Source organism: Paenibacillus montanisoli (genome assembly GCF_003268025.1).
Classification (GTDB): domain Bacteria; phylum Bacillota; class Bacilli; order Paenibacillales; family Paenibacillaceae; genus Paenibacillus_Z; species Paenibacillus_Z montanisoli.
In genome coordinates this window covers 653,725-677,105 of the sequence record NZ_QLUW01000001.1, presented here as the reverse complement: position 1 = coordinate 677,105, position 23,381 = coordinate 653,725, and the positions used below count along the sequence as shown (strand labels likewise).

The 23,381-nt window shown below is 54.7% G+C and carries 20 protein-coding genes; 5 read left to right on the top strand and 15 right to left on the bottom strand.

Annotated elements, in window-relative coordinates; translation table 11 throughout:
* Nucleotides 1-2 precede the first annotated feature (2 nt).
* The 4 genes from DL346_RS03020 to DL346_RS03005 form a co-directional block, all read right to left on the bottom strand.
* On the bottom strand, nucleotides 3-884 hold the full coding sequence (locus DL346_RS03020) for a carbohydrate ABC transporter permease (RefSeq protein ID WP_112880589.1): 882 nt from the start codon (nucleotides 882-884) through the stop codon (nucleotides 3-5).
* The gene (locus tag DL346_RS03015; RefSeq protein WP_112880588.1) at nucleotides 884-1,765 is read right to left on the bottom strand and encodes a carbohydrate ABC transporter permease; all 882 of its coding nucleotides are present in this window, start codon (nucleotides 1,763-1,765) and stop codon (nucleotides 884-886) included. The genes DL346_RS03020 and DL346_RS03015 overlap by 1 nt, the downstream gene beginning before the upstream one ends.
* A gap of 90 nt (nucleotides 1,766-1,855) precedes the next feature.
* Nucleotides 1,856-3,247, bottom strand: a complete 1,392-nt coding sequence (locus DL346_RS03010) for an ABC transporter substrate-binding protein (RefSeq protein ID WP_112880587.1) — start codon at nucleotides 3,245-3,247, stop codon at nucleotides 1,856-1,858.
* 240 nt (nucleotides 3,248-3,487) lie between these two features.
* The gene (locus DL346_RS03005) at nucleotides 3,488-4,465 is read right to left on the bottom strand and encodes an aldo/keto reductase (protein ID WP_112880586.1); all 978 of its coding nucleotides are present in this window, start codon (nucleotides 4,463-4,465) and stop codon (nucleotides 3,488-3,490) included.
* A gap of 1,136 nt (nucleotides 4,466-5,601) precedes the next feature.
* Between DL346_RS03005 and DL346_RS28760 the strand changes: the two genes are divergently transcribed.
* Nucleotides 5,602-5,934 carry a hypothetical protein gene (locus DL346_RS28760; RefSeq protein WP_133257475.1) on the top strand — a complete coding sequence of 111 codons (333 nt, stop codon included), beginning with the start codon at nucleotides 5,602-5,604 and terminating at the stop codon, nucleotides 5,932-5,934.
* Nucleotides 5,935-6,192: 258 nt separating this feature from the next.
* Here the strand turns inward: DL346_RS28760 and DL346_RS02995 are convergent, their stop codons facing one another.
* The 5 genes from DL346_RS02995 to DL346_RS02975 form a co-directional block, all read right to left on the bottom strand.
* A complete protein-coding gene (locus DL346_RS02995; protein ID WP_112880584.1) occupies nucleotides 6,193-6,543 on the bottom strand; it encodes a hypothetical protein in 351 nt (116 codons plus the stop codon).
* Between the two features lie 25 nt (nucleotides 6,544-6,568).
* On the bottom strand, nucleotides 6,569-9,487 hold the full coding sequence (locus tag DL346_RS02990; protein ID WP_112880583.1) for a DEAD/DEAH box helicase: 2,919 nt from the start codon (nucleotides 9,485-9,487) through the stop codon (nucleotides 6,569-6,571).
* Nucleotides 9,484-11,082 (bottom strand): SWIM zinc finger family protein, encoded by a 1,599-nt coding sequence (locus tag DL346_RS02985; RefSeq protein ID WP_112880582.1) that lies wholly within the window; start codon nucleotides 11,080-11,082, stop codon nucleotides 9,484-9,486. Before DL346_RS02985 ends, DL346_RS02990 begins: the two co-directional genes overlap by 4 nt.
* A gap of 175 nt (nucleotides 11,083-11,257) precedes the next feature.
* Complete coding sequence (locus DL346_RS02980; protein WP_112880581.1) at nucleotides 11,258-13,006, bottom strand: sensor histidine kinase; 1,749 nt, start codon at nucleotides 13,004-13,006, stop codon at nucleotides 11,258-11,260.
* Between the two features lie 194 nt (nucleotides 13,007-13,200).
* The gene (locus DL346_RS02975; protein ID WP_112880580.1) at nucleotides 13,201-13,875 is read right to left on the bottom strand and encodes a tetratricopeptide repeat protein; all 675 of its coding nucleotides are present in this window, start codon (nucleotides 13,873-13,875) and stop codon (nucleotides 13,201-13,203) included.
* 160 nt (nucleotides 13,876-14,035) lie between these two features.
* On the opposite strand from DL346_RS02975, the gene glsA reads away from it, so the two are divergent.
* Nucleotides 14,036-14,974 carry a glutaminase A gene (gene glsA, locus DL346_RS02970; RefSeq protein WP_112880579.1) on the top strand — a complete coding sequence of 313 codons (939 nt, stop codon included), beginning with the start codon at nucleotides 14,036-14,038 and terminating at the stop codon, nucleotides 14,972-14,974.
* A 63-nt stretch (nucleotides 14,975-15,037) separates the two neighbouring features.
* Here the strand turns inward: glsA and DL346_RS02965 are convergent, their stop codons facing one another.
* The gene (locus DL346_RS02965; protein ID WP_112880578.1) at nucleotides 15,038-16,504 is read right to left on the bottom strand and encodes a DHA2 family efflux MFS transporter permease subunit; all 1,467 of its coding nucleotides are present in this window, start codon (nucleotides 16,502-16,504) and stop codon (nucleotides 15,038-15,040) included.
* A 227-nt stretch (nucleotides 16,505-16,731) separates the two neighbouring features.
* Here DL346_RS02965 and DL346_RS02960 point away from each other — a divergent pair, with 227 nt between their 5' ends.
* Nucleotides 16,732-17,340: a TetR/AcrR family transcriptional regulator gene (locus DL346_RS02960; protein ID WP_165822348.1), complete on the top strand. Its 609-nt coding sequence runs from the start codon at nucleotides 16,732-16,734 to the stop codon at nucleotides 17,338-17,340.
* Nucleotides 17,341-17,457: 117 nt separating this feature from the next.
* Here the strand turns inward: DL346_RS02960 and glpX are convergent, their stop codons facing one another.
* From glpX to DL346_RS02945, 3 genes are read right to left on the bottom strand one after another with little or no spacing between them, the layout of a single operon-like run.
* Nucleotides 17,458-18,426, bottom strand: coding sequence for a class II fructose-bisphosphatase (glpX, locus tag DL346_RS02955; RefSeq protein ID WP_112880576.1), 969 nt, complete (start codon nucleotides 18,424-18,426; stop codon nucleotides 17,458-17,460).
* Between the two features lie 17 nt (nucleotides 18,427-18,443).
* Nucleotides 18,444-19,262 carry a pyruvate, water dikinase regulatory protein gene (locus DL346_RS02950; RefSeq protein WP_112880575.1) on the bottom strand — a complete coding sequence of 273 codons (819 nt, stop codon included), beginning with the start codon at nucleotides 19,260-19,262 and terminating at the stop codon, nucleotides 18,444-18,446.
* Nucleotides 19,263-19,273: 11 nt separating this feature from the next.
* Entirely contained in the window at nucleotides 19,274-19,927 is a 654-nt protein-coding gene (locus DL346_RS02945) for a CBS domain-containing protein (RefSeq protein ID WP_240633009.1), read from the bottom strand.
* Between the two features lie 233 nt (nucleotides 19,928-20,160).
* Here DL346_RS02945 and DL346_RS02940 point away from each other — a divergent pair, with 233 nt between their 5' ends.
* On the top strand, nucleotides 20,161-20,382 hold the full coding sequence (locus DL346_RS02940; RefSeq protein WP_112880574.1) for a helix-turn-helix domain-containing protein: 222 nt from the start codon (nucleotides 20,161-20,163) through the stop codon (nucleotides 20,380-20,382).
* A gap of 146 nt (nucleotides 20,383-20,528) precedes the next feature.
* On the opposite strand, the gene DL346_RS02935 is transcribed toward DL346_RS02940, so the two are convergent.
* On the bottom strand, nucleotides 20,529-21,446 hold the full coding sequence (locus DL346_RS02935; protein WP_112880573.1) for a phytanoyl-CoA dioxygenase family protein: 918 nt from the start codon (nucleotides 21,444-21,446) through the stop codon (nucleotides 20,529-20,531).
* Between the two features lie 164 nt (nucleotides 21,447-21,610).
* On the opposite strand from DL346_RS02935, the gene DL346_RS02930 reads away from it, so the two are divergent.
* The gene (locus tag DL346_RS02930; protein ID WP_112880572.1) at nucleotides 21,611-22,468 is read left to right on the top strand and encodes a helix-turn-helix transcriptional regulator; all 858 of its coding nucleotides are present in this window, start codon (nucleotides 21,611-21,613) and stop codon (nucleotides 22,466-22,468) included.
* Between the two features lie 75 nt (nucleotides 22,469-22,543).
* Here DL346_RS02930 and DL346_RS02925 read toward each other — a convergent pair whose 3' ends face one another.
* Entirely contained in the window at nucleotides 22,544-23,341 is a 798-nt protein-coding gene (locus tag DL346_RS02925) for a YhcN/YlaJ family sporulation lipoprotein (protein ID WP_112880571.1), read from the bottom strand.
* Nucleotides 23,342-23,381 lie beyond the last annotated feature (40 nt).

Here is a 23,381-nt window from a genome sequence, read left to right as displayed (position 1 = left end):
GGCTAACCCTTCACGCTGCCTGCAGTCATGCCGTCGATAATCTGCCGCTGCAGGAACATGTACACGAGCAATACCGGAATGATGCTGATAATGACCGCCGCGGAAAGCGAAGCGAAATTCGTCCGGTAGCCGTCGTTAAAGGTCGCCATGCCTGTAGGCAGCGTGCGCAGCGATTCCGTCGTGACGAGAAGCTGGGAGAGAATGTATTCGTTCCAATTGCCGATGAACGCCAGGATGAAGACCGTAACTAGCGCCGGCATCGAAACCGGAATGATCACTCTGGCGAACAATCCCGCCGCGCCCAGCCCGTCCATAATCCCGGCTTCCTCAAGCTCAGACGGAACGGACTGCATAAACGCGTGCAAAATAAAGATCGTTATCGGCAAAGCATAAGTGCAGTATACCAAAATGAGCGCTTGATGCGTATCGTACAAATGAAGATCCGTGACAAGTCTGTACAGAGGGATAAAGAGCGCGCCGGGCGGAACCAGCAGTCCCATTAAAATAAACGCGTAGATTCGTTTGCTAAGCGTCTTATATTTCATTCGCGACAAGGCAAACGCCGTTGCAGCCGACAGGATGATGGTCAGCAAACACGCCGCAACCGTGACGAGCAGGCTGTTCCAGGCATATTGGCCGATATGGGCGCTTTCCCAAGCTGCCTTGTAGTTTTCAAAGTTGAACGCGGAAGGCAGCGCCCATGTGTTGACCGTAATTTCACGATTCGTTTTGAATGAGGATAACAAGAGCCATAACAGCGGGAAAAGCACGATAATGACATAGACCCACAGCGAGAGGTGAAGAGGCAGCTGGCTGTTGCGCAAAAAGCTCGAACGCTGCAGCGTGGAAGGAGCGATTTTGCCGTTTGTCAGGATGCGTTCCATCAGTACTGCACCTCCTCGGATTTCGATACACGCTGTAAAATGCCGGTCATAATCAGAATAAGGATGAACATCGCGACGCCGATTGCGCTGCCATAGCCGAGTTCAAGCGAACGGAAGCCGATCTTAAGCGCATACGTTGACATAACCTCCGTCGATTGGAACGGGCCGCCATTGGTCATAATTTGCACGATATCAAGCACTTTTAACGTACCGGACACGGTCAATAACAGCATAACGAACAGCACGGGGCGCACGAGTGGCAGCGTGATTTTCCATGTTTCGTTCCAAGCGTTGACGCCGTCGATCTTCGCGGCTTCGCCTATTTCCTTCGGAATATTGAGAATCGCAGCTAGACAAAGCACGATAAAGAAACCGATGTTCTGCCACGCATTCGCGATCAGGATCGACAGCATAGCCAGATGCGGATCGGATAGCCATTCCTTCGCCCAGCTTTCGCCGCCGATCATGCGCAGCACCTGATTGATCATACCGGACTCATAGTTATATAGTACGCCGAACAGAATCGCGACCGTCGCCGTCGAGATGACAACCGGTACGAATACGGCCGATTTATAGAAACCGCGCAAGCGTCTAGCCTTGCTCACCATGATGGCGATCAGAAACACGAGCGGAATGTTGACGAGAAGTGAAAAAGCCATGAAATAGAAGTTGTTGCCGAGCGACTTCAAGAAAACGTCGTCATGAATCAGCCGTTTGAAGTTATCGATGCCGATGAATACTTTCTCGGAGATGCCATCCCATTGATAGAAGCCGTAAATGAAAGACACAATGACCGGGTAGATGAAAAACAGGCAGTAGAGCACCAGCGTCGGTACGATAAAAGCCAGATAAGTATAGGGATTTCTAAGCGCTTTGTTCATTGGGATCCTCCTGGTAAGCGGTTTGGGCGTATAAAAAGAGGGTGCCTGTTACGGCAGGACACCCTCGATTTATCCGTGCTTGCTTAGCGCTTATTTTTGAGCGTTTGCTTTGTCTTGGGACGCTTGGATTTTCGCCGCAACCTCTTCCGGCTTCTTCACTTTACCGATCAGCTCTTGCAGACCTACGCCTACGTCAGCGCCAACGCTCGGTTGAACGATTGCGTCGAATGCTTTCCACGAGGAAGATGCGCTGCCCATTACCGTAAGCACTTCAGAGATCAGCGGATCTACGCCTGACATGTCGGACAGCTTCATCGAAGGAAGGACTTTATCTTCAAGAAGCGTACGTTTTTGAATCTCTTCGTTAAAGAAGTTTGCGATGAACTTTTTCACGGCTTCGACTTGATCGGCATCCAGGTTCGCGGAGAATCCGAAACCGTTCGAGTAGCTCGCGTTGATCGACGTTTGATCGCCTTTGCCGCCATCGATGGACGGGAAGGAGAAGTAGCCGATGTTGCCCTTCAGGTCGCCGGCTTCGTCGCCTGTGAAGCGGTTCGCATCCCAGCTGCCAGTGAAGACCATCGCCGCGTCGCCTTTCAGGAATTGAGCGCCTTGCTCTGCATATGGAAGGCCGAGTGCGCCTTTTGTAAAGTAATCATTGTTCACGAGCGTTGCGTAGTCGGTGAAGCCCGCTACGAAGTCCGCATCCGTCCATTTCGCTTCGCCGGTCAACAGTTTATTAAAGGAGTCGATGCCCACGTGGCGCTCCATGATGGTGTTCCACATCATGCCGTTAACCCAGCCGTCTTTCGCTGCGAGCGCGAAAGGCGTTTTGCCTTTGGCTTTCAAGGCATCCGCTGCGGCGAGAAGCTCTTGGAACGTTTTCGGCACTTGGAGGCCGAACTCGGCGAACATTTTTTTGTTATAGAAAACGCCTTCGCTGTAGCCGCCGAATGGCAAGCCGTATACTTTGCCGTCAATCGTGAATTCATCCAGGCTTGCGAACTTGTCCTTGATGCCGAGCTCTTCGATGATCGGAGTCAGATCGAGCATACGGCCTGCTTTTACGTACAGGTTCAGGTCCGCGCCGCCGAATACTTCGAAGATGTCCGGCGGGTTGCCCGCTGCCATTTCCGCTTTCAGCTTCTGGTCGCGGTTGACGACTTCGTCGATGCCTTCTAGGTTGAATTTCAGGCCCGAGTTTTCTTGCTCGGTCTTAGCTACGACATCCTGCAGGATTTTGAGGCGCACTTTGCTCGTTTCTTTAATTTGCGTATGGCGCAAGGAAAGCGTTACGTCTTTTGCCGCTGGCGCTTCGTTGGTTGTGCCTTCATTGGTAGTGCCTTCGTTCGTCGACGTATTCGTTGTACCGGCGTTTGCTGCCGCGTTCTTGTTGTTGTTGTCATCTTTGGAGCCGCAAGCGGAAAGAACAAGAGATACGGACATCAGCGTGACTGCCGCTACCGTTAATCCTTTCTTCATGAAAAAGACCTCCCAATGTATAGTTGATTATTTGTGTACCGCTCTTCCTTACACTTTGAATTATAGAAGGAGCGGCGAAATGGCAGGAGGTCGAAATTACAACGAGTTCGGGATACTTTTGAGCGGGGATGGAAGAGAAGGGATAATAATAAACGGCCCACAGGAGGTAAAAATCCTGTGGGCAGCGTTTTCAATCAGATAAAAGTATCCTTTATGTCACTTATGCTAACATTAACAATCCTACCAAGCGTACGCGCGCGGCGCTTCTCCGCCTGGGCCTGGGAAAATCTCATCGATCCGTTTCAGCGTCGCCTCATCCAGCGTAAGCTCTACCGCACGCAGCGAACGCTCGAATTGCTCCGCCGTGCGCACGCCGATGATTGGCGCCGTAACAGCAGGGTTTGCCAGCAGCCAAGCAAGCGATACGACATCTTCGCGCTCGCCGAGCTCATCGCAAAGCTTGCCGTAGGCATCAAGCTGCGCAGCATGCTTTTGGAGGCGATTGTTGTCGCCGCTGCGCTTGCCGCCGCCGCCATGGCGGGCATTTCCGGCGAGCAAGCCGCCGTCCAGCGGACTCCACGGGATGACGCCAATGCCGAGGCCTTTCGACGCGGGCAGCACTTCCAGCTCCGGCAAACGGCAGAGCAGGTTATATTTATGTTGTTCCGATACGAGCCCGATTATTCCGCGGGCTTTCGCCTCGCCTTGCGCAACGGCCAGATCCCAGCCCGCAAAGTTGCTGGCGCCGACATAGCCGATCTTGCCTTGCTGCTGCGCCGCTTGGAATGCCGGCCACAGCTCTTCCCAGCTTACGTTGCGGTCAACGTGATGCATCTGGTATAGCTCGATGTGATCGGTTTGCATCCGCTGAAGCGATGCTTCCAGATGACGGCGAAGCTTGTACGCGGACAGGCCGCCGTCGCGGTTCGGACCATCGTTTTTATCATGCATATCGCCATAGAATTTCGTAGCAATCACGGTGCGTTCGCGGCGTCCGCCGCCTTGCGCGAACCAGCGGCCGATGATCTCTTCCGTACGGCCCGCGTTCTCGCCCCAGCCGTAAATATTCGCCGTGTCGAAGAAGTTGATTCCCGCATCCAGCGCCGCATCCATAATCCGAAACGCTTCCTGCTCGTCCGTATCGACGCCGAAATTCATCGTTCCCAAGCACAAACGGCTAACCTTCAAACCCGAACGTCCCAAATACGTATACTTCATCTTAACATTCACAGCTCCTCTTCCTTGATTGTATGAGATCAGGAAAATTGTCCCTCATCTATTATAAAGAATTTAATAGAGAAAAGAAAATGAAGTTGTTGTGTGGGGGAGGCGTTTCGCCGAATGTGGTGCTCGGTGAGCTATAAGCGGAAAAGCGGCGAAAGCAGCACCAAGAGAGGTAACGGTTACCCCACATCGGCGGAAAAGCGACGAAAGCAGCACCAAGTGAGGTAACAGTTACCGCACATTGGCGGAAAAGTGGCGAAAGCAGAACCAAGAGAGGTAACAAGTACCGCACATTGGCGGAAAAGCGGCGAAAGCAGCACCAAGTGAGGTAACAGTTACCGCACATCGGCGGAAAGCAGCGAAAGCTGCACCAAGAGAGGTAACAGGTACCGCACATCGGCGGGAAAGCGGTGAAAGCAGCACCAAGAGAGGTAACGGTTACCGCACATCGGCGGAAAAGCGGCGAATGCAGAACCAAGAGAGGTAACAGTTACCGCACATCGGCGGAAAAGCGGCGAAAGCAGCACCAAGAGAGGTAACGATTACTGCACATCGGCGGAAAAGCGGCGAAAGCAGCACCAAGAGAGGTAACAGTTACCTCACATCGGCGGAAAGCGGCGAAAGCAGCACCAAGAGAGGTAACAGTTACCGCACATCGGCGGAAAGCGGTGAAAGCAGCACCAAGAGAGGTAACAGTTACCCCACATCGGCGGAAAAACGGCGAAAGCAGCACCAAGTGAGGTAACAGTTACCGCACATCGGCGGAAAAGCGGCGAAAGCAGCACCAAGAGAGGTAACAGGTACCGCACATTGGCGGAAAAGTGGCGAAAGCAGCACCAAGAGTGGTAACAGGTACCTCACATTGGCGGAAAAACGGCGAAAGCAGCACCAAGAGTGGTAACAGGTACCGCACCATGCGGAAATCCGCAGAAAGCAGCTCAATAACGCCTGCATCTCCTACCCTCCAACTCCGCCATTAGACTCGCGGCCACCATTCAGCAGGAGCTGAGCATACAGCCGGATGGGGCAAATATCCTCGAATGTCAATGTCTTTTGGAACAACCAGCTTGTGCCGATTGAGACGAACCCGATCCGCATGCTCGCCTCCGAGCCGACTTCGGGCGAATGTGGTGCTCGGTAAGCTCTACATTCTGCAACTTCGCCGACTTAGGGCAAATGTGGTGCTCGGTAAGCTCTACATTCTGCAACTTCGCCGACTTCGGGCGAATGTGGTGCTCGGTGAGCTCTACATTCTGCAACTTCGCCGACTTTGGGCAAATGTGGTGCTCGGTGAGCTCTACATTCTGCAACTTCGCCGACTTAGGGCAAATGTGGTGCTCGGTAAGCTCTACATTCTGCAACTTCGCCGACTTCGGGCGAATGTGGTGCTCGGTGAGCTCTACATTCTGCAACTTCACCGACTTCGGGCGAATGTGGTGCTCGGTGAGCTCTACATTCTGTAACTTCGCCGACTTCGGGCGAATGTGGTGCGCAGTGAGCTCTACATTCTGCAACTTCGCCGACTTTGGGCAAATGTGGTGCTCGGTGAGCTCTACATTCTGCAACTTCGCCGACTTCGGGCGAATGTGGTGCTCGGTGAGCTCTACATTCTGCAACTTCGCCGACTTCGGGCGAATGTGGTGCTCGGTGAGCTCTACTACTCCCGCCCAACTAGCCGTAGAGGCAGCAAAAAAGGCGACGAAATCAATCGCCGCCTTCCATCATTCAGCCTTTTCGCCGGAACGCATCCCCTGTACGGCATCGCGGATCGCGCCATAGAACGCGCGCCAATGAGGAGCGGCTTCGTCTGGTCCGATCACGCCCTCATCCGCGGATGACCGCTCCGATTGCTGCGTGTCCGTTGCGCCATGGCCTGGGCGGCTGAGCCGCTCCGGCACAATCGCTTTGGCTGCTGAGACAGCCGTTTCAGCAGGCTCCGCCGCATCTGCCGTGGAGGCCTGCCCTGTACCGGCTTCTGCATTTACATCTACCTCTACAGCCGGCGGATCAGCAGCCTCCCCCTTATCTGCCACTACCGCCTCCATACCTGCATCTTCCGTCCAATCGTCCATTGCTAGCCCAGCACCTCGCGTTCAATTAACCTTTCAGCCGATGTTTCCGCAGCGAGAACAGCTCGCGCAGCTCATCGGTCGACATCTCGGTAATCCAGTTCTCCGATTGGCTGACCACTTGATCATTCAACAGCTGCTTGCGCGTGATCATGTCGTCGATCCGCTCTTCGAGCGTGCCGAGCGTCACATACTTATGCACCTGCACATTGCGTTTCTGACCGATCCGAAATGCCCGGTCCGTCGCCTGATTCTCAACCGCGGGATTCCACCACCGGTCGAAATGGATGACATGGTTCGCAGCGGTCAGATTAAGCCCCGTTCCTCCTGCCTTCAATGACAGGACAAACGCGCACCCCGGCTCCTGCTCATTTTGAAAAGCCTCGATCATCTGATCCCGCTCCGCTTTAGGGACCGCTCCGTACAGATACGGCGTCGGCAGGCCGAGCCGCTCCTCCAGCAGCCGCTTGAGCGTCGCCCCCATCTCCACGTACTGGGTGAAGATCAAGCAGCGCTCGCCTTCCGCCGCGATTTCTTCCACCATCTCGAGCACGCGCAGCACTTTATTGGAGCGCTCCGGATCCCATGCGGACGGCAGCCGTTCCCGGTCTTCCTTAAGCAGCAGGCTTGGATGGTCGCAAACCTGCTTGAGCCGCGTCAGCGCCGAGAGAATAATCCCCCTGCGCTGCAGGACGCCGGCCGTCTCCAGCTGATTCATCAGCTCCGACACAATATTCTCGTAAAGCGCGCCTTGCTCCACCGTAAGCGACAGATAGGTGCGCATCTCGTTCTTCTCCGGCAGCGCAAGCGCAATGGCCGGGTCCTTCTTCAGCCGCCGCAGCATAAAAGGCTTCACCCATCGCTGCAGCTCCGTAATGAGCGCCTCGTCGCGCTCCTTCTCGATCGGAATCACGACCGCTTTGCGAAACTCCGTCAACGAGCCGAGATAGCCCGGATTCGTAAAATCATACAGCGACCACAGCTCCGTCAGCCGGTTCTCCATCGGCGTGCCCGTCAGGGCAATTCGGTGATGTGCCGAGAAACCGCGAATGGCGGATGACTGCTTCGTATAGTAGTTTTTGATGTTCTGCGCTTCATCCAGACAGATGACATCCCATGATACGCAGCCAAGCTCTTCTTCGTCGATCGGAGCGAGCGTATAGGAGGTGATGATCAAATCCGCTTCGGCTGCCTCGGCAGCGAAATGTTCACCGCGCAGGCGCTTCGGCCCGTAATGGACGAGCACCCGCAGCGTCGGCGCGAAACGCTCCAGCTCCTTCTCCCAGTTGCCGATGACCGAGGTCGGGCAAATGAGCAGCGATGGCCCAAGGCTGCCATGCGCTAGCACATGCTGCAAATAGGCGGTAAACTGAATTGTTTTGCCAAGGCCCATATCGTCCGCCAAGCAGCCGCCGAGCCCGAACCTGCGGAGAAATGCAAGCCATGAAACGCCCTGCAGCTGATAAGGCCGAAGCTCGCCTTGAAATGCCTCCGGCTTCTCGACAAGCGGCAAATCGGAAGATTCGTTCAGCTGGCCGATCCAAGCAGCCAAGTGCTCATTCAGCTCGACCTCCGCCGTAAGCGCATCATGCAGCTCATCCTCCGGCTCCAGCTCCGCGCCGCCGCGCAGATGCATTTCGAACACATCGCGCATCGTCAGACCGCGCTTCCCGCCGTTTTTCTTCAGCCATTTGCGCAGCCGTTCCATATCGCCCGGATCCAGATGCACCCACTCGCCGCCGATCTGCATCAGCCTGCGATTCTCCGACGCAAGCTTCATAAATTCGGCTTCGCTCATGTCGACATTGCCGACAGCGAGCTTCCAGTCGAAATCGACGATTTGCTGCAGGCCGAACATGGACTGCTCCGCGGAGCCGACCGATGAACGCACTTTCGCTTTCAAGCGCAGCTTACGGTTTCGCGCCGCTTCCCACCAGGCGGGCAGCAGGACGGAGCAGCCCGCCGCAAGCAGCTTCACGCTATCACGCTCCAGAAATTCATAAGCTTCAGCATCGTTTAGCTCCGTTCGAATCAGGCCTGCGCTTTGGTTGCCGTCACCAGGTTGCAGGCCATCCGAAAGCGCCGCCGCCCATTTCAGCTCTTCCTTGCGCAGCCGCTCGGCAAAATGCTCCCGCCACTCATCAGGCGCATCCGCCGGCAGCCCAAACCGCACTCCGCCTTCCTCTTCAGCCGCGACCGGCTCCAGCGTAAGCCAGCGGCCTGTGTCTTCGCGATCCCGAACCGCCGGGCGAAGCCGCCAGCCCTGCCTCTCATTCGGCTCCAACAGCTGCAACGCAATGCGAAACGGCGAATGGTCCCGCTTCATTCCGATCGCGACCAGCCAGTCGTCCTCGTCGGCCGCTTTCATCATCAGCGCCCCCTCGCCGGTCTCCGCAACGGCGGTGCGCCAAGCCGCGCCGACCGCATCGTCGGAAGCGATCAGCTCTTCCACGATACCGCTCAGCCACCCTTGTATAGCGCCGAGATCGCCTTGTTCATCCAGCTGCGGCACAAGCTGCTGCCAACGTGCGATCGTCTCCTGCTCGCCGCGCGGCACATCGAGCCGCCATGCTCTCGCCTCAGCCCGCCAGCGCGACCAATCCGGCGAGAACCAGCCGCGAAGCAGCGCCTCGCGGAGCAGCCCGGAGAGCAGCGCCAACGCCTGCAGCCGATCGGTCCACTCCACTTTCAGCAGGCGTACCGGCTGCGGCGCAGACAAATAATCCATCGCGATCGAAGGCGGCAGCGCCAGCTCCGTCCGTTTATGCCGCTCGTCCGCGCGCTCCTCGACGTCCGCGCCGAACCACGAAGCCTCATGCCAAGCAAAGAGCAAGCGGCGCAGCCGAGGCGTCAAGCCGGTGACATGCGCTGCCGATAGAACAAGGCCTTCGCCTTCCTTCCAATAACCGTCCACGACGACCGTTTCCGTACCCGTATACCCTCTCATGTGATGATTTTACCCCTCCAGAGCTCTTCCTGCAGCGCGCGCAGCCGCCCGTGCTTCCGAACAATGCCGTCCACGTAGCGATTCCATCGATCGCCTTGCTTCTCTGCCTTATAAAGCTTCTCCAGCCGCTTCATCAGCTTGACGGCCTGCCTGTATCCCTGCCGGTTTCGCGACCGGATCGCGCCATCGATCGCCTGATGATACAGCGGATAGAGCACTTGGGGCGCAGCCTTGCCAATCTCCCGTACCAGCTGCACGTCCATCTCGTCCGGCTCAATGCCGAAGAGAAGCTGCAGATCCGCCCATTTCTCATACTGCTTCCGGTCCAGCCAGTGCTCTGTCAGGGCCGAATAGGAGTACGGCAGAAACGAGACCAAATACCGCTGCCAGTCCGGATTGTCCGGCTGCTGCAGGTCGGCAAGCCGGCACATCGACAAGAACGGGCCGAATGCTTTCGATTTCCGCTCGATCGACAAGCCGCCGTACAAATAGCCGATCCAGCCGGACAGCTTCTCCCAATCCCGTTCCTCCAGCCGCTCCAGCGCGCAATCGCATGCAAGCAGCGCCGTTCGGTTGAAGACCGTCCTGCCAAGCAGGCCGATCGCATCGTCGTCGCGGTTTTCGGCGAAGGCGAGAAACGCGAGCGCCATTGGAGCAAAGAAGCTCGCATGTCCGGTTTTGCTCTCGCTCGCCAGCTTTCGCTCAAGCCACTCCTTCTCCTCCGCACTCCACGAACGATCATGCACAAGCTGCCCTAATAATGCAAAATACAGCGACTCCCAGCGATGCAGCTGCTGCTCCCTGTCCATCTCCCGTTCATGGAACAGCTTCAGCAACTGAGCTACGGCCGTGCGCTCAAGGGCTGTCATCGTCTCCGGCTTCAGCTCTCCGGCCAGCTCCTGGTACTGGCTGATCCAAGGCTCCGTCATGCGGGCAAACGCCATCTCGTAATAATACCGGCTGTAGCTGTCCGTATGGGAATAAGCGCGCTCCGACAGCTCCACGGCAAAAATAATGCCAAGCATCCAGTGCAGCCGCCGAAGCCCTTCGTCCCAATTTTTCGAAACGGCCTTGATCGCCGTCAGCACCGGCTGCAGCGGATGAAGCGAATGTCTGCACTGCCGCCACACCTCGCCGTGCTTCGCTTCCATATCGGCCAGCCAGAGCAGCGGCTCGGCTTCCAGCCCGGATTTCGACGCCGCCCCCTTAGACGCGGGAGCTTGCGGCGCCTGAGCTGCTTCTCCCGCAAGCATCGGGTCGCTGCCGTATAGCATCCGGTTATGCACTTCATCCGGGCTTTTGCCGGCATATGCATAATACGCATAGAAAACAGCCGCCATATGCTTGCAATAGCCTTTTCCCGGGCAGGTACAGGTACTGAAGCCAAACTCATCACAATCCAGCGTAACGGCGCAGATCGCCGCATCCCGTACGGTTCCATAAACGGATGTCCCATCCATCACTTGAACGGTAAGCACTTTCTCGCGCCGATAAAAGTCAAAGCCAAGCTGCAGCACCTCAAGGGGGATGCTGCTGGCGACAGCCGTTTCTAAGATATGCAGCCGCTGGTCATCCAGCTGAAAAAACGTGCTCACGATGCGTCCCCCTTTCTTCAGTGTCCATTCCAACTACCATCGATATCCATTCCAACCATTATACCACATTCACAAACGGTTTCGCTTTATTCCGGGATAAGTTGAAGGACATATCATAAAAAGCCCCTTGTCCGGACTGAGGGTCCGGCCAAGGGGCTTAAGCATGTATAAGCGCTTAAACAGGTACTTTTATGATGAACGTCACTACATTCGGTTCGTTGATCGCTAGATTGATGATGCCCTTATACTGATCTACGATCGATTTCACGATATGCAGGCCAAGGCCGGAGTGACCGCCATCCTTTGAGGTGTAACCCGCCTGGAACAACGGCTTATTCGCCAATTCCTCCGCTTGCAGACATGTATTGCTTACCGTGAATTGATAGTAGCCCGGCTTCTGACATCCCGCAATATGAACGGTCCGCTGCTCCTCCGCGTACTTGAGAACCTCGTCGAAAGCATTGTCGATCAAATTGCCGAGCAAGCGCGTCATATCGAGCGACTTCATCCCTAGCTCTAAATGGTTCATATCCTTGAAATCTATCTTGAACTCAACCTTTAGCATTTCGGCCTGCAGGCTCTTCGCCCGGATCAAGGCCGCGATCGCCGGATTGCCGATATTGATGATATCGTTCATCTGGCGGATTTCGCCGGTCAGTTCCGCTGTGTAGGCTTTTAACTCCTCCGTCTTGCCAAGCTCAGCCAGCGCGTGAATGGTCTGAACGTGATTGACAAAATCATGGCGCTGCGACCGGATCGACTGGAACAGTCCGTTAATCTCGTCCAAATACGTCTCCTGTGCTTTACGGATCAGCTTATCTTGGGATTTACGGTAGGCCGACAAGATAAAATAGAGCGCAATTAGGCTAAGCACCGTTACGATGACGATAATCAGCACGATATTGCCGAACTGCTTATCGAGCGTTTGCTGAATCGTAGCGTAATCGGAAACGAGCGAGATCACGTAACGATTCAGCGGCTGCCCTTTCTCGTCCAGCATGCTTGCTACCTTATTTTCAATGTCTACCGGGATGAACACCTTGACGACATGCTTCCCGTTGATCACTGCATTCTCGTACACTTTGACGTTACGATCATTGGCCATAGCGACATTCGCGATATCATCATCGTGCTTATACGTATAAGTCCCGTTGATGATCGGATTTTGGGTCATATGTTCGAGCTCGTCGCCATTGTCCGTAATCGTCGTTTTCTTGCCGTTTCCGAACGTTTCCGGATTGATGATCGTAATTTCGCTCAGCGTGCGGTTCTCCTTCAACGTTTGCGAAATCAGCCTCTCAACGCCAGTTGCGTCGTCATAGTCGCGCTGCCTGCTGTCGTAGCTGATGAACGGATCGATCATATAGTTGGTCGTGCCGTCGTAGTAGTAGCCCCACTTCTGAATGGCGCTTGTATCCGTCGTCGCGAACTCAAACGGGCCCGTCCAGAAATTCGTCAGGCTTTGGCCCCAGTCGATCGTCACCCGATGCTCGTCGAACAGCTGATTGAACGCTTGATACCATGGCTTCCACGTGCTGGTCTTGTAGCCCATCTGCTTTTCGATCGATGACTTGTATAAAATGATGTTGTCCGGCGTCTTCTTGAGAAGCGTAATGCCGACCATGTCCAGCTTTTTTGAAATTTCTGCCAATTGCGCGTTCGACACCTTCTCGACATCCGGGCTCAGCGCGTACTGGGCTGCAATCGATGCGGCTCGGAGCTCGCGGCCGATCTGTTCTTGATATTCCTCCGCTCCGTTGCGGGAAAGCTCGATCGAAATTTCGATTTGTTTGGCAACCGATTCCATTTCATGCTGCAGCCGGTCCTCTAGCGTATCCTTGGTTGTAAAATAATAAATGGTATTATTGACGCCTAGCAGCAAAGCGATCAATAGAATGACAAGCAGCCAAGCGTTACGCCGCATTTTAATTAGACTCTCCGATCAATTTTTGGAATAGGAAAATTAACATACTAGTAATAATTATGTACGATTTCAATAGATGTGACAATGAAAGAAATGAACAATTTGGGAGATTAGTGCTAATTTTGACGAAATTTGACGAAAGAAGGCGGCGCTGTAAGGAGGATTTCTCCGTACTGGCGCCGCCTTCAATTGGGTTAAAGCCGGGTTCGTTTGAAAAAGGCCACAATCGCCCATTTCCGCTCCTGCCGCTTCTTATAACGTGGCAGAGACCGATAGATCGCACTGCATTCCGCAAGCGACTGCTTTGCCTCTTCCATACGGCCAAGCTGCGCATAGAGAAGCGCAAGCTTGTAATACGCCTCGACCGAAGAAGAATGGATGGCGCGGAACGATTGCAAATGCGCGATCGCCGTCTGCGGATTTTTCTGTGCGTGAATACCGGCGAGCCGTAAGTAAGGGGCGCCGTACTTCACCCTCGGATTGATGGAAAGCGCGTTGCCGATGGCGGCTTCCGCAGCATCCGTTTCGCCGAGCTGGAGCAGGCATGCGCCAAGATCATCCCAGAATTCCGCGGAGTTCTCAAGCGCATCCTGCATCGGCATGAGCCACTCTTTCGCTTCCTTGTAGCGTTTGCGTTCAATGAGCAGCCGCGCAAGTTCATGCTTAGACGGGATGTCGTTCGGGTTCATGGCGATTTGCTGACGCAGCCGCCGGATTGCGCCGAGCCTGCGGATCGGCTTTACGATGCTTGGCGAGAGACCGACGTACCTGCGATCCAGCACGTAAAGGATAATGAGAAGCACGAGTATGGCGAGAAAAGGGCTGCCTGTGAGCCACCATAACAAGCCGAAAAGTAAGATTTTAACCATAATGCCTCCTGCAAGTCGAGCTGAAATTGGAAGTTCACTCCATATTGTACACTACACGCGGCCTCCTCAGGTAGAGGCAATTCGATTGCCCTTGCGGAGCGTCTCGGCTTAGCTTTACACTAATGCTGTGAAGAATGTCTGCGAAGAGGATGAGGCGACGATGAAGATGGATCAGCTGCGCGAAGCGCTGCCGCAATGGGTGGACGCAAGCCGGATATTTGCGAAGGGCGGGAAGGTGGCTTCCTACATACCGGAGCTTGCCAAAGCGCCGGGCGATTCGCTTGGCATCACGATTATGGATGCTAGCGGGGAAACGGCAAGTGCCGGGGATAAGCATTGTCCGTTTACGATGCAAAGCATTTCAAAAGTGTTTACGCTGCTGCTGGCGCTGATGGATAACGGGGAAGAGGAGGTATTCGCCAAGGTCGGCATGGAGCCGACCGGCGACGACTTCAACTCCATGCTGAAGCTGGAGCTCGTGGAACCGGGCAAACCGTTTAATCCGCTCATTAATGCCGGCGCGATCGCCGTCAGTTCCCTGATTCGCGGCGATTCGCCCGCAGCCAAGACGGAACGGATTCTGGCCTTCTTCAACGAAGCGGCCGGCGGGGCAAGCTTAGCCATCAACCAGGATGTGTTCCGCTCGGAATCCGCGACCGCGCATCGGAATCGCTCGCTCGCCTACTTCCTTAAAGATAACGAAGTGCTGGGGGAAGACATCGACGTCGAGGACGTGCTCAGCGTCTATTTCCAGCACTGCTCCATTGAAATCTGCTGCGATCAGCTTGCGCGTATGGCGCTTCTGCTTTCCTTCGACGGCTTCGATCCGCTGGCGGGCCGCCAGATTGTACCTAAGCGGTATGTGCAGATTGCCAAGACCTTCATGATCATGTGCGGCATGTACAACGCCTCGGGCGAATTTGCGATCAAGGTGGGCATTCCGGCAAAGAGCGGCGTCTCCGGAGGCATTCTCGCCATCGTCCCGGGCCGGTACGGCATCGGCGTTATCGGGCCGGCGCTCGGCGCCAAAGGCAACAGCACGGCCGGGGTCCATCTGCTCGAATCCATGTCGGCTGCGCTGGATTGGCGGATTTTCTGAAATGTAGAAAGAGGCTGGAAAGGACGATTTCGTCACTTTCCAGCCTCTTTTTTTTATTGGCGATTAGCCGACATGCATCATCATTTCCGGTTGTCTGTCTTCTTCGCCTTCAACCTTGGCAGGCTTTTTCAGCAACAAGCCGAGCAGCGCGCCGAAGACGGAGATAAAGGTCAGCACGAGGAACGTATCGCCGAACGACAGCGAGTAAGCTGCCAGCTCGCTCTTCGCGGTCGGCGCATAAACGGCCATCCGTTTAGCCAGAATCGTAGCCAAACCTGCGACCGCAAACGACGTCATGACCTGCTGCGCGGCATTCGTCAGCGATGTAACGCGGCTAACCAAATCGCGCGGGGCAGACTGCATGAGATGCGTATTCAGGGGCATCATGGACAGACCCATGCCCGCGCCGAGAAGCGCCAGCGGTCCCATGATCATCATTAAGCCGGAATCGGCGTCCACATTGGACAGAATGAAGGCTGCCAGCGTGACAAGAAGCATCCCGATCAGCACGAGCGGCCTTGCGCCGATTTTATCGTACAGCTTGCCGCCGATCGGCATGAATACCCCTGCAGCGATTGCCTGCGGCAGCATGATCAGACCGGTATCAAACGCGCTGTAATGCTGCGCTTGCTGCAAGAAAAGCGGCACAAGGAACATCGTGCCGAACAGGGCGATTTGCGAAATCCACTGCACGACAATGCCTTTCGAGAAATCCGCCGAGCGGAAAACGCGAAGCTCCAGAAGCGGCTCTTTGCGCGAAAGCTCAACAAGTACGAACAGAATGAGTGCAACGGCTCCTACGACGATACCGATGATGGTTTTGGCTGCAGTCCAGCTTGTAGCGCCTTCGCTTACGCCGTAAGACAAGCCAGCGAAAGCGATCGGTGCCAGCAGGAAGCCCAATTTATCCAGGGCGGCAACGGCTTGGCGCTCAATGCGCGGCAATGTACGGATACCGAGAATGATACCGACCGCGCCGATTGGAATATTGATCAGGAACAGCCATTTCCAGCTTACATAATCAATTAGATAGCCGGCGAGTACAGGACCGAGCGCAGGCGCGAGCAGAATCGGAATCCCCATCATGCCCATGACGGCACCTACTTTTTCCGGCGGGCTGAGACGATAAGTAAAAGCCATTGCAATCGGCAGTACCATACCGCCGCCAACCCCTTGAATGACGCGGAAAAAAATAAGCATTTCAACGGATGTAGCGAGTGCGCATAAGAGCGAGCCTACCGTAAACAAGAAGACGGAAATCAGAAAAACCTGTTTCGCGCCGAAACGGTCGGACAGCCAGCCGGCCAGCGGAATAACCGCCGCTTGCGCCAGCGCGTATCCTGTTACCGTCCAGGAAGCAACCTGATATGACGTATTAAACTCTTGAAGAAAACCCGGAAGTGCCACGTTAACCGCGGTTCCGTCCAGTACGACCATAAAAATACCGACAATTATGGCTGCGAGCGGGGCTAATATTTTCCGGATGGAAAATTCCTCGCTCCTTGCAGCTGATGTTGCTTGTGCAGACATCGTTACTCTCCAGCTCCCTTTTCCCGACCTATGCCTCCTTGTTACTCGTGCGCCGCATTGACCCCTTTTATGGAGAGGAGTACAATGGAGGCATCAAAGTGACCTTGGAGCATCTCGGTTTTTTGTAAATGGACAATTGTCCGTTTAACTTCAGCTTAACTAACGATACACGCATTGTCAACGAAAGACAATGTAAATTTTTTTCTTCCTCAGGAGGTTCATGGCACATGCAGCAACGGAGTGAACGTAAAGACGCCGCCAGACACCGCGAGCTTATCCTCGACACAGCGTCCCAGCTGTTTCACGAACACGGCGTGGAGAGCGTCAGCATGCATCAGATCGCCAAGTCCGCCGGCATCGGACAAGGCACGCTGTATAGGCGCTATTCCTCCAAAGCCGAGCTGTGCATGGAGCTGTTAAACGATAGCTTTAAGCGCTTCGCGGAACGAACATCGGCTGAATTGGAGCGATCCGCCGGTGCGGCTGCGAGCGAACGGCTGGAACTGTTCTTGAGACGTTGGATTGACTATATAACCGAAGAAATGCAGTGGTTCAATGCGATTAAGCCCGATGTTTGGTGTAACGATGAGCGGGTGAACATGTTTGCCTCCCCGCCGTTTCTGTACGTAACCGGAACGATCCGGACATTGCTCGATGAAGCGGTTCAACGCGGAGAAACGAAGCAGCCGGTTCACACCGAGTTTGCCGCCTTCAATATCGCAACCTCGATGAGCCCGATCGCCTTCCTTTATTTCACGGAGGACCGCGGCCTTTCGCCAGAGCAGATGAAGCAGCAATATATCGATTATTATGTGGGACTGCTGTTTAAACCATAACAGTAATTGTTGACAAGCAAGAAAGAGACGCTCAGGCAGCCAGCCGTTCACCCGTAATGGCTGCTGTCCGAAGCGTCTCTTATTGCTTTTATGATTTCAAATTTCGCCTTTCAAGCGTTATATCTGGCCGAGTATCGGCTTGTTCGGCAAGTAGTGCTGGGACTTGATATATCGGATCGTTCGGGTCTTGACCCTCATGACGATGGAATGCGTTTCCGCCCGCTGGCCGGGCAGCATGGCGACGCCGCCTAAAAACTCGCCCGGCGTAACGCCAGTCGCAGCAAAGATGACGTCGTCATCGCCGATCATATCCTCCATCCGCAGCAGCTTGCGGGGATTGGATAGCCCCATCGCCACGCAGCGTTTCTCCTGCTCCTCGTTCAGGGGCATGAGCCGTCCTTGAAGCTCGCCTCCAAGGCATTTCAGCGCCGCAGCCGCAAGGACGCCTTCCGGCGCTCCTCCGGAGCCGACGTACAGATCGATGCCAGCCTCGGGAAATGCAGGCGCGATTGCACCGGCGACGTCGCCGTCAGAGAGAAACTTGATGCGTACGCCGACCTCCCGCAGCGTGCGGATCAGCTCGGCATGGCGAGGTCTGTCCAGCAGCATGACGGTTAGATCCGAGACCTGTTTATGGAGCGCCAACGCCGCCTTCTCCACCGTCGTCCGGATCGGATCTTCCAGCTTCAGCTTCCCGGCAAGCGAAGGCCCGACCGCAAGCTTCTCCATGTACATGTCCGGAGCATGAAGCAGCTTTCCTTTCGGAGCGACCGCAATGACCGCCATCGCATTGTTCAGCCCTTTGGCGACGAGCTCGGTTCCTTCCAGCGGATCAACGGCCACATCCACCTCCGGCCCTTGCAAATCGCCGACCTGCTCTCCGATGTAGAGCATCGGCGCCTCATCCATTTCGCCTTCGCCGATGACAACCGTCCCCCGAATCGAGACGGAGTCCAGCATCCCGCGCATCGCATTCGTCGCCGCTTCATCGGCGCGGTGCTTGTCTCCCCTGCCCATCCACGGAGCGGCAGCCAGCGCCGCCAGCTCCGTCACTCGTACGATCTCAAGCGCCAATTCCCGCTCCACCGTACATCCGACTCCTTTCAGTTTGCATGTTGAACCCAACCCATTATGATGCCTGCCGTTTCCTCAATGGCTTTCTCCGTCACATCGATGACCGGACAACCTAAAGACTTCATAATTGAATCCGCGTACGAGAGCTCCGCATGAATCCGCTCGGACGAAGCATACTTGGCCGAGAACGGAAGCCCCATCGCCTTGAGCCGTTCTGTTCGGATGCCCGACAGCTTCTCCGGCTTCATCGTGAGCCCAACGACCAGTCGCTCGCCTTTGTACAGCTCCTCAGGCACCTTCACCTCCGGCACGAGCGGTAAATTCGCAACCCGTATGCCTTTATGCGCAAGATAAATGCTAAGCGGCGTCTTCGACGTCCGCGATACGCCGACCACCACGACCTCTGCCAGCAGCAGCCCCTTCGTATCCTTGCCGTCATCGTATTTCACCGCGAACTCGATCGCTTCGATGCGCTTGTAATAATCGTCGTCCAGCGTATGCAGCAAGCCCGGCTGGCGCTTAGGGGAGTCGTTGAACGTATCAATAAACGCCTGCATCATCGGGCCCAATACATCGATGGCTCTTACGCCTTTAAGCAGCGATTCCTCCCTCATCGTCTCGCGCAGCTCCGGCTGCACGAGCGTATAAGCAATAAAGCCTCCCGAACCGGCCGCTTCGCTAACGATATGGACGATCTCGTCCTCGCTCTTGATGTAGCCGCAGCGAATCAACTTCACGCCTGCGAAAGCGAACTGCCGCATCGCCGCCTTCACGACCGCTTCCGCCGTTTCCCCAACCGCATCCGAGCATATATAGATCGGCTGCACCTGCTTCCCCACGCTCCCCATGTCTGCCCCTCCTATTCCTGCCTGTCCGTTCCCTGCTCCATCATCCAGCGGAGAATGTTCGTCTTGCTGATCCAGCCTACCACCTCCGAACGCCGGGCCGGCTGATCTTCGCCCGAAACGACGGGCAAGCCGTCCAGCTCATGAACGAGCATTTTCTTCACGGCCTGCAACAGCGGCTGGTCAGCCTGAACCACCGTAATGGCCGGCAGCCGCGACATGGCCATGCTCACTGGGATCGCGGCGGCGTTGCTGCCGCCGAGCGTCACCTTAAGCAAATCCTTCGGCGTGACGACGCCGACAAAATGACGGTTCTCATCCACAACCGTCAGCACCTCCGCATTGCCCATGAATAAACTAACAACGGCATCATGGACCGAAGCCGTCTCCGCAACGCTGATCGGCAGCCCTTGTACATCCTTAACGCTGGCTTCTTCCCATCGCTTTAGCGCCTGTTCATTGCCAAGCTCCGGCGCCGTCCCCGGAAAATACCCGACCCTCGGCTTAGCCTCCAGCAAACGCAGCATGACGAGCAGGGACAAATCCGCGCGCAGAGTCGGTTTTCCCGTTCCAAGCATCTCCGCAAGCTGATCGCCGGTAATCGGCGCATGCTGCTTGACGAGCTTCAAAATTTCGACTTGCCTTGCCGTTAACGTAATGCAAATCACCTCTTTAAGACGTCCTTAATTGATAAATAATGTATCACATTCAATTAATAGTACACAATATATATTTGGCTATTTTTTCAAGTTCCGCTTAGCCATTTGACATGGAGCGACAAACACCCGCCCATTTTTCCCAGATACCGCACCACTGCAAGCGCCTTATCATAAGATAATTTGACTGTATCCCTTAACCTTGTTAAACCATAAAAACCCGAGCAAGGAGGGGTGACAAATTCATGGGTAGCGACCAGAAGAGCAAGTTCTTATTAACCAGTCGTGAACGCGAGGTCTTCGAGCTGCTTGTGCAGGATAAAACCACAAGGGATATTGCACAACAACTGTTCATCAGCGAGAAAACCGTTCGAAACCACATCTCCAACGTCATGCAAAAGTTGAACGTTAAAGGTCGTTCACAAGCGGTTGTCGAGCTTATTAAGCTTGGGGAGTTAAAGATTTGACGCAATTCGCCGCATACCTTGCTCAGCCTTCTAGCAAGTGCTTCCGCTCATTCGCGGAATCGTTTGCGAGAAGGTTTTTTGACTTTTTGGGGCGGAAAATGAAAAAGCTGAGAGACGGCATCCCGTGCTCTCAGCTTTTTTAACGTCTATCGGCGCCAGTATTCCTCATGCGCGTACCTGTACTGCGACGGCTGCTTCGGCGCGGCGATGGCGAAGGCGCCCTTCGGCTTATACGAGAATGGCGTTTCGCCCTGCTGCGCATATGGCGCGCGCTTGCGGCGCTCGATGCAATCAAGCAGCAGATGCTGTTTCAGCGACAAATACTCCAGCGTGTGCGGACCGAATTCCGCCTCGATTTCGCCAGGCCGGAATTCGTAATAGACCGTGCGGCGCAGCGGGTTGCCGTCGCCGGACGGTGAACCGTGGAGTACCTCGATATTATGGAAGATGACATCCCCCGGCTGCATCGGAACCGGTATGGCGTCTTCGGTCGTGAAGCCCGGCTCCTTGCAGCGCTTCTCCGCCTCTTCCTTGCTCCATTTATTGCTGCCCGGGATGACCCACAGACATGTCTTCAGATCCGCTTCGTCCAAGTAAAAATCAACGTTGAAAATCGGCCGCGGATCCGTGCAGCCGTCCGGTACGGCCGCATCGCGGTGCCATGGCACGATAATCCCTTCATTCGGCGCTTTGAGCACCATCGAGTCCCATGTTGCGATGAAATTGCTGCCCTGCAGCTTCTCGACCGACCTCAAAATAAAAGGATGGCCAAGCAGCACCTTCATCGGGTCGCTTTTTTCAATGACGTATTCTACTCGTCTTAATACCGGTTGGCCTGATTTCACACCAGTGCCGTACATATAATCCGGATCTCCCTCTCCCCCGGCCTCGCCCTTCTCGTATAGCGCTTGCATTTCAGCCTGAACGAGCTCCAGCTCTTCGCCTACGATGACATTCCTTACGACAAGAAATCCGTTATCCAGAAAAAACTGCGCCTGCTCATCCGTAATGCAGTCCTGTGCTGCCGCATCGACAAAAGGGATGTCCACATGGATCGTACCCATCCTATTTCCTCTCCCTTAACGTTTTAATGAGTTCCTCATTTGTAAGTATAAGGGATCGGAAGCAAGCATGTATGTAGTTGAAAGTAACAAAGAGGTTGCCGATATCACAGTAATTTGTCATAGTAGAATCATACGCATTTACCCGCCGCAGAGGTGATCTATGCATGTCCACGACAGCTAAAATCCCATTTCATCATCACTCTTTGCCAGAGCATGCCAAAGAGCTTTATTTTCACCCTCCTTACATTACGCTCGCCCATCTGTTTCATGCGCCTCAACAATGGGGCATCGCCAGCCGGATGTTGAACAACTACCAATTTCAATATGTCGTGGAAGGTGCCGCCGAATACCGCATCGAGGAACAAACGTATGTGACGCGCCGCGGCGATTTGATTTATCATTCGCCGTCTCAGGTCCACGAAGTCCATACGATTCCGGGCGAGAAGTATATTTGCATTTCCATCTTGTTTGATTTCGGAAACAGCGGTTATCCCGTTGAGCAGATGCTAGGTACGGATCGATATTTAGGTAATTTTGCGGGACACGACATCGAGAAAAAGCTGACACAGCTTATAACGCATTACCATCAGCCCGGACTTGCTCATCATACGCAGTGCCAAGCGCTGATGATGAACATTTTGGCGGAGCTTGCGGGGATTAAGATGGAACAGGAAACAAAGACCGAAGGCCAGCACAAAATCAAAACCAAAATGGTGCTCATCCGCAATTACATCGAAGGCCATTACAACGAAAACATTCAGCACCGCGATCTGGAAGCGCTGTCCGGCTTGAGCCGCAACTACATCATTATTAGGTTCCGCCATGTCTTTGGCATTACGCCATTTGAGTATCTGACCCGCGTACGCATCGAACGGGCAAAGGAGCTTGCCATTCAGACCGATTTGTCCATTGGCGAGATTGCGAACGCCGTCGGCTATGCGGACGTTCATACATTCGGACGGATGTTCAAGAACAAGATGGGCACGAGTTTCAGTCAGTTCTGCTCCTCCATGGTCACTTAAATAAAAACAGCTGATTCACGTTTAGTGCCCGCGAATCAGCTGCTGCTCGATTGCTAATAGTAAGAAGAATAAAGCCTATCTTCCTGCTCTGGCTGGGAAAACGCGATCCACCATGGCATTGAACTCGGCGACAAAGCCTTGGATCGGATGCCCCGTTCTCACATCGTTCATATACGATGTCATACGGTCGACGAAATCGGGATTCGCCGATACATACACATTTTTAACCGAAGGCGCCATACGCTTCACTTCGTTAGCGACTCGGTCCTTCAATGCGTCGGTCACGTCCGTACGATCGAGCGAACCGGGTCTTGGCGTTGTCGATGGCGCTGGCGTTGTCAATGGCGTTGGTGTTGGCGATGGCGCAGCAAAATTCCGCATGTTAGGCGTCGAAATAGCGCTAATGCGCGATTTGCCCATGCCTGGACGCTGATAGGCTTGCTGCGTCCGGCTAAGCGGCGTCGGTGCCGACGGCACATTCAATGCACGAGCTCGAGTGCTTCTCATGTCCGCTTGGCTCTTCAGCGATACGGCAACATAAGCATTGTCGTCAGTCAGCATGACATAGGCATTGTTGACTTCAGGCAGGCTTTCGAGCCGGTTAGCAATATCTTGGCTCATCTCCAGCCTGTAGTTTTTGTGCAAGCCGATAATATTGTTGCTGTTCAACCGGTGTCCGTTTGCACGATTTCTTTCATTCATCTGGTCATCTGCAAACCGTGTATTCAGGATCCGGTTGCCGTTCATGTCATACGCGACACTATTGTTGCGGATGTTGCGGTTGCCAAGCTCGCCTTGGTTCTCCATACAGCCTGTCAGAATCGTCGTCAACATTGCGCCGGAAACTGCGAGCACTGCCAATTTACGCTGCATTCGTGTCTCATCCTCCGTTTCGTATGAACCGATTGATGCG

Coding starts and splice junctions, on each gene's coding strand:
- DL346_RS03020 (WP_112880589.1), bottom strand. CDS start 884: ATGGAACGCATCCTGACAAACGGCAAAATCGCTCCTTCCACGCTGCAG.
- DL346_RS03015 (WP_112880588.1), bottom strand. CDS start 1,765: ATGAACAAAGCGCTTAGAAATCCCTATACTTATCTGGCTTTTATCGTA.
- DL346_RS03010 (WP_112880587.1), bottom strand. CDS start 3,247: ATGAAGAAAGGATTAACGGTAGCGGCAGTCACGCTGATGTCCGTATCT.
- DL346_RS03005 (WP_112880586.1), bottom strand. CDS start 4,465: ATGAAGTATACGTATTTGGGACGTTCGGGTTTGAAGGTTAGCCGTTTG.
- DL346_RS02995 (WP_112880584.1), bottom strand. CDS start 6,543: ATGGACGATTGGACGGAAGATGCAGGTATGGAGGCGGTAGTGGCAGAT.
- DL346_RS02990 (WP_112880583.1), bottom strand. CDS start 9,487: ATGAGAGGGTATACGGGTACGGAAACGGTCGTCGTGGACGGTTATTGG.
- DL346_RS02980 (WP_112880581.1), bottom strand. CDS start 13,006: ATGCGGCGTAACGCTTGGCTGCTTGTCATTCTATTGATCGCTTTGCTG.
- DL346_RS02975 (WP_112880580.1), bottom strand. CDS start 13,875: ATGGTTAAAATCTTACTTTTCGGCTTGTTATGGTGGCTCACAGGCAGC.
- glsA (WP_112880579.1), top strand. CDS start 14,036: ATGAAGATGGATCAGCTGCGCGAAGCGCTGCCGCAATGGGTGGACGCA.
- DL346_RS02965 (WP_112880578.1), bottom strand. CDS start 16,504: ATGTCTGCACAAGCAACATCAGCTGCAAGGAGCGAGGAATTTTCCATC.
- DL346_RS02960 (WP_165822348.1), top strand. CDS start 16,732: ATGCAGCAACGGAGTGAACGTAAAGACGCCGCCAGACACCGCGAGCTT.
- DL346_RS02950 (WP_112880575.1), bottom strand. CDS start 19,262: ATGGGGAGCGTGGGGAAGCAGGTGCAGCCGATCTATATATGCTCGGAT.
- DL346_RS02940 (WP_112880574.1), top strand. CDS start 20,161: ATGGGTAGCGACCAGAAGAGCAAGTTCTTATTAACCAGTCGTGAACGC.
- DL346_RS02935 (WP_112880573.1), bottom strand. CDS start 21,446: ATGGGTACGATCCATGTGGACATCCCTTTTGTCGATGCGGCAGCACAG.
- DL346_RS02930 (WP_112880572.1), top strand. CDS start 21,611: ATGTCCACGACAGCTAAAATCCCATTTCATCATCACTCTTTGCCAGAG.
- DL346_RS02925 (WP_112880571.1), bottom strand. CDS start 23,341: ATGCAGCGTAAATTGGCAGTGCTCGCAGTTTCCGGCGCAATGTTGACG.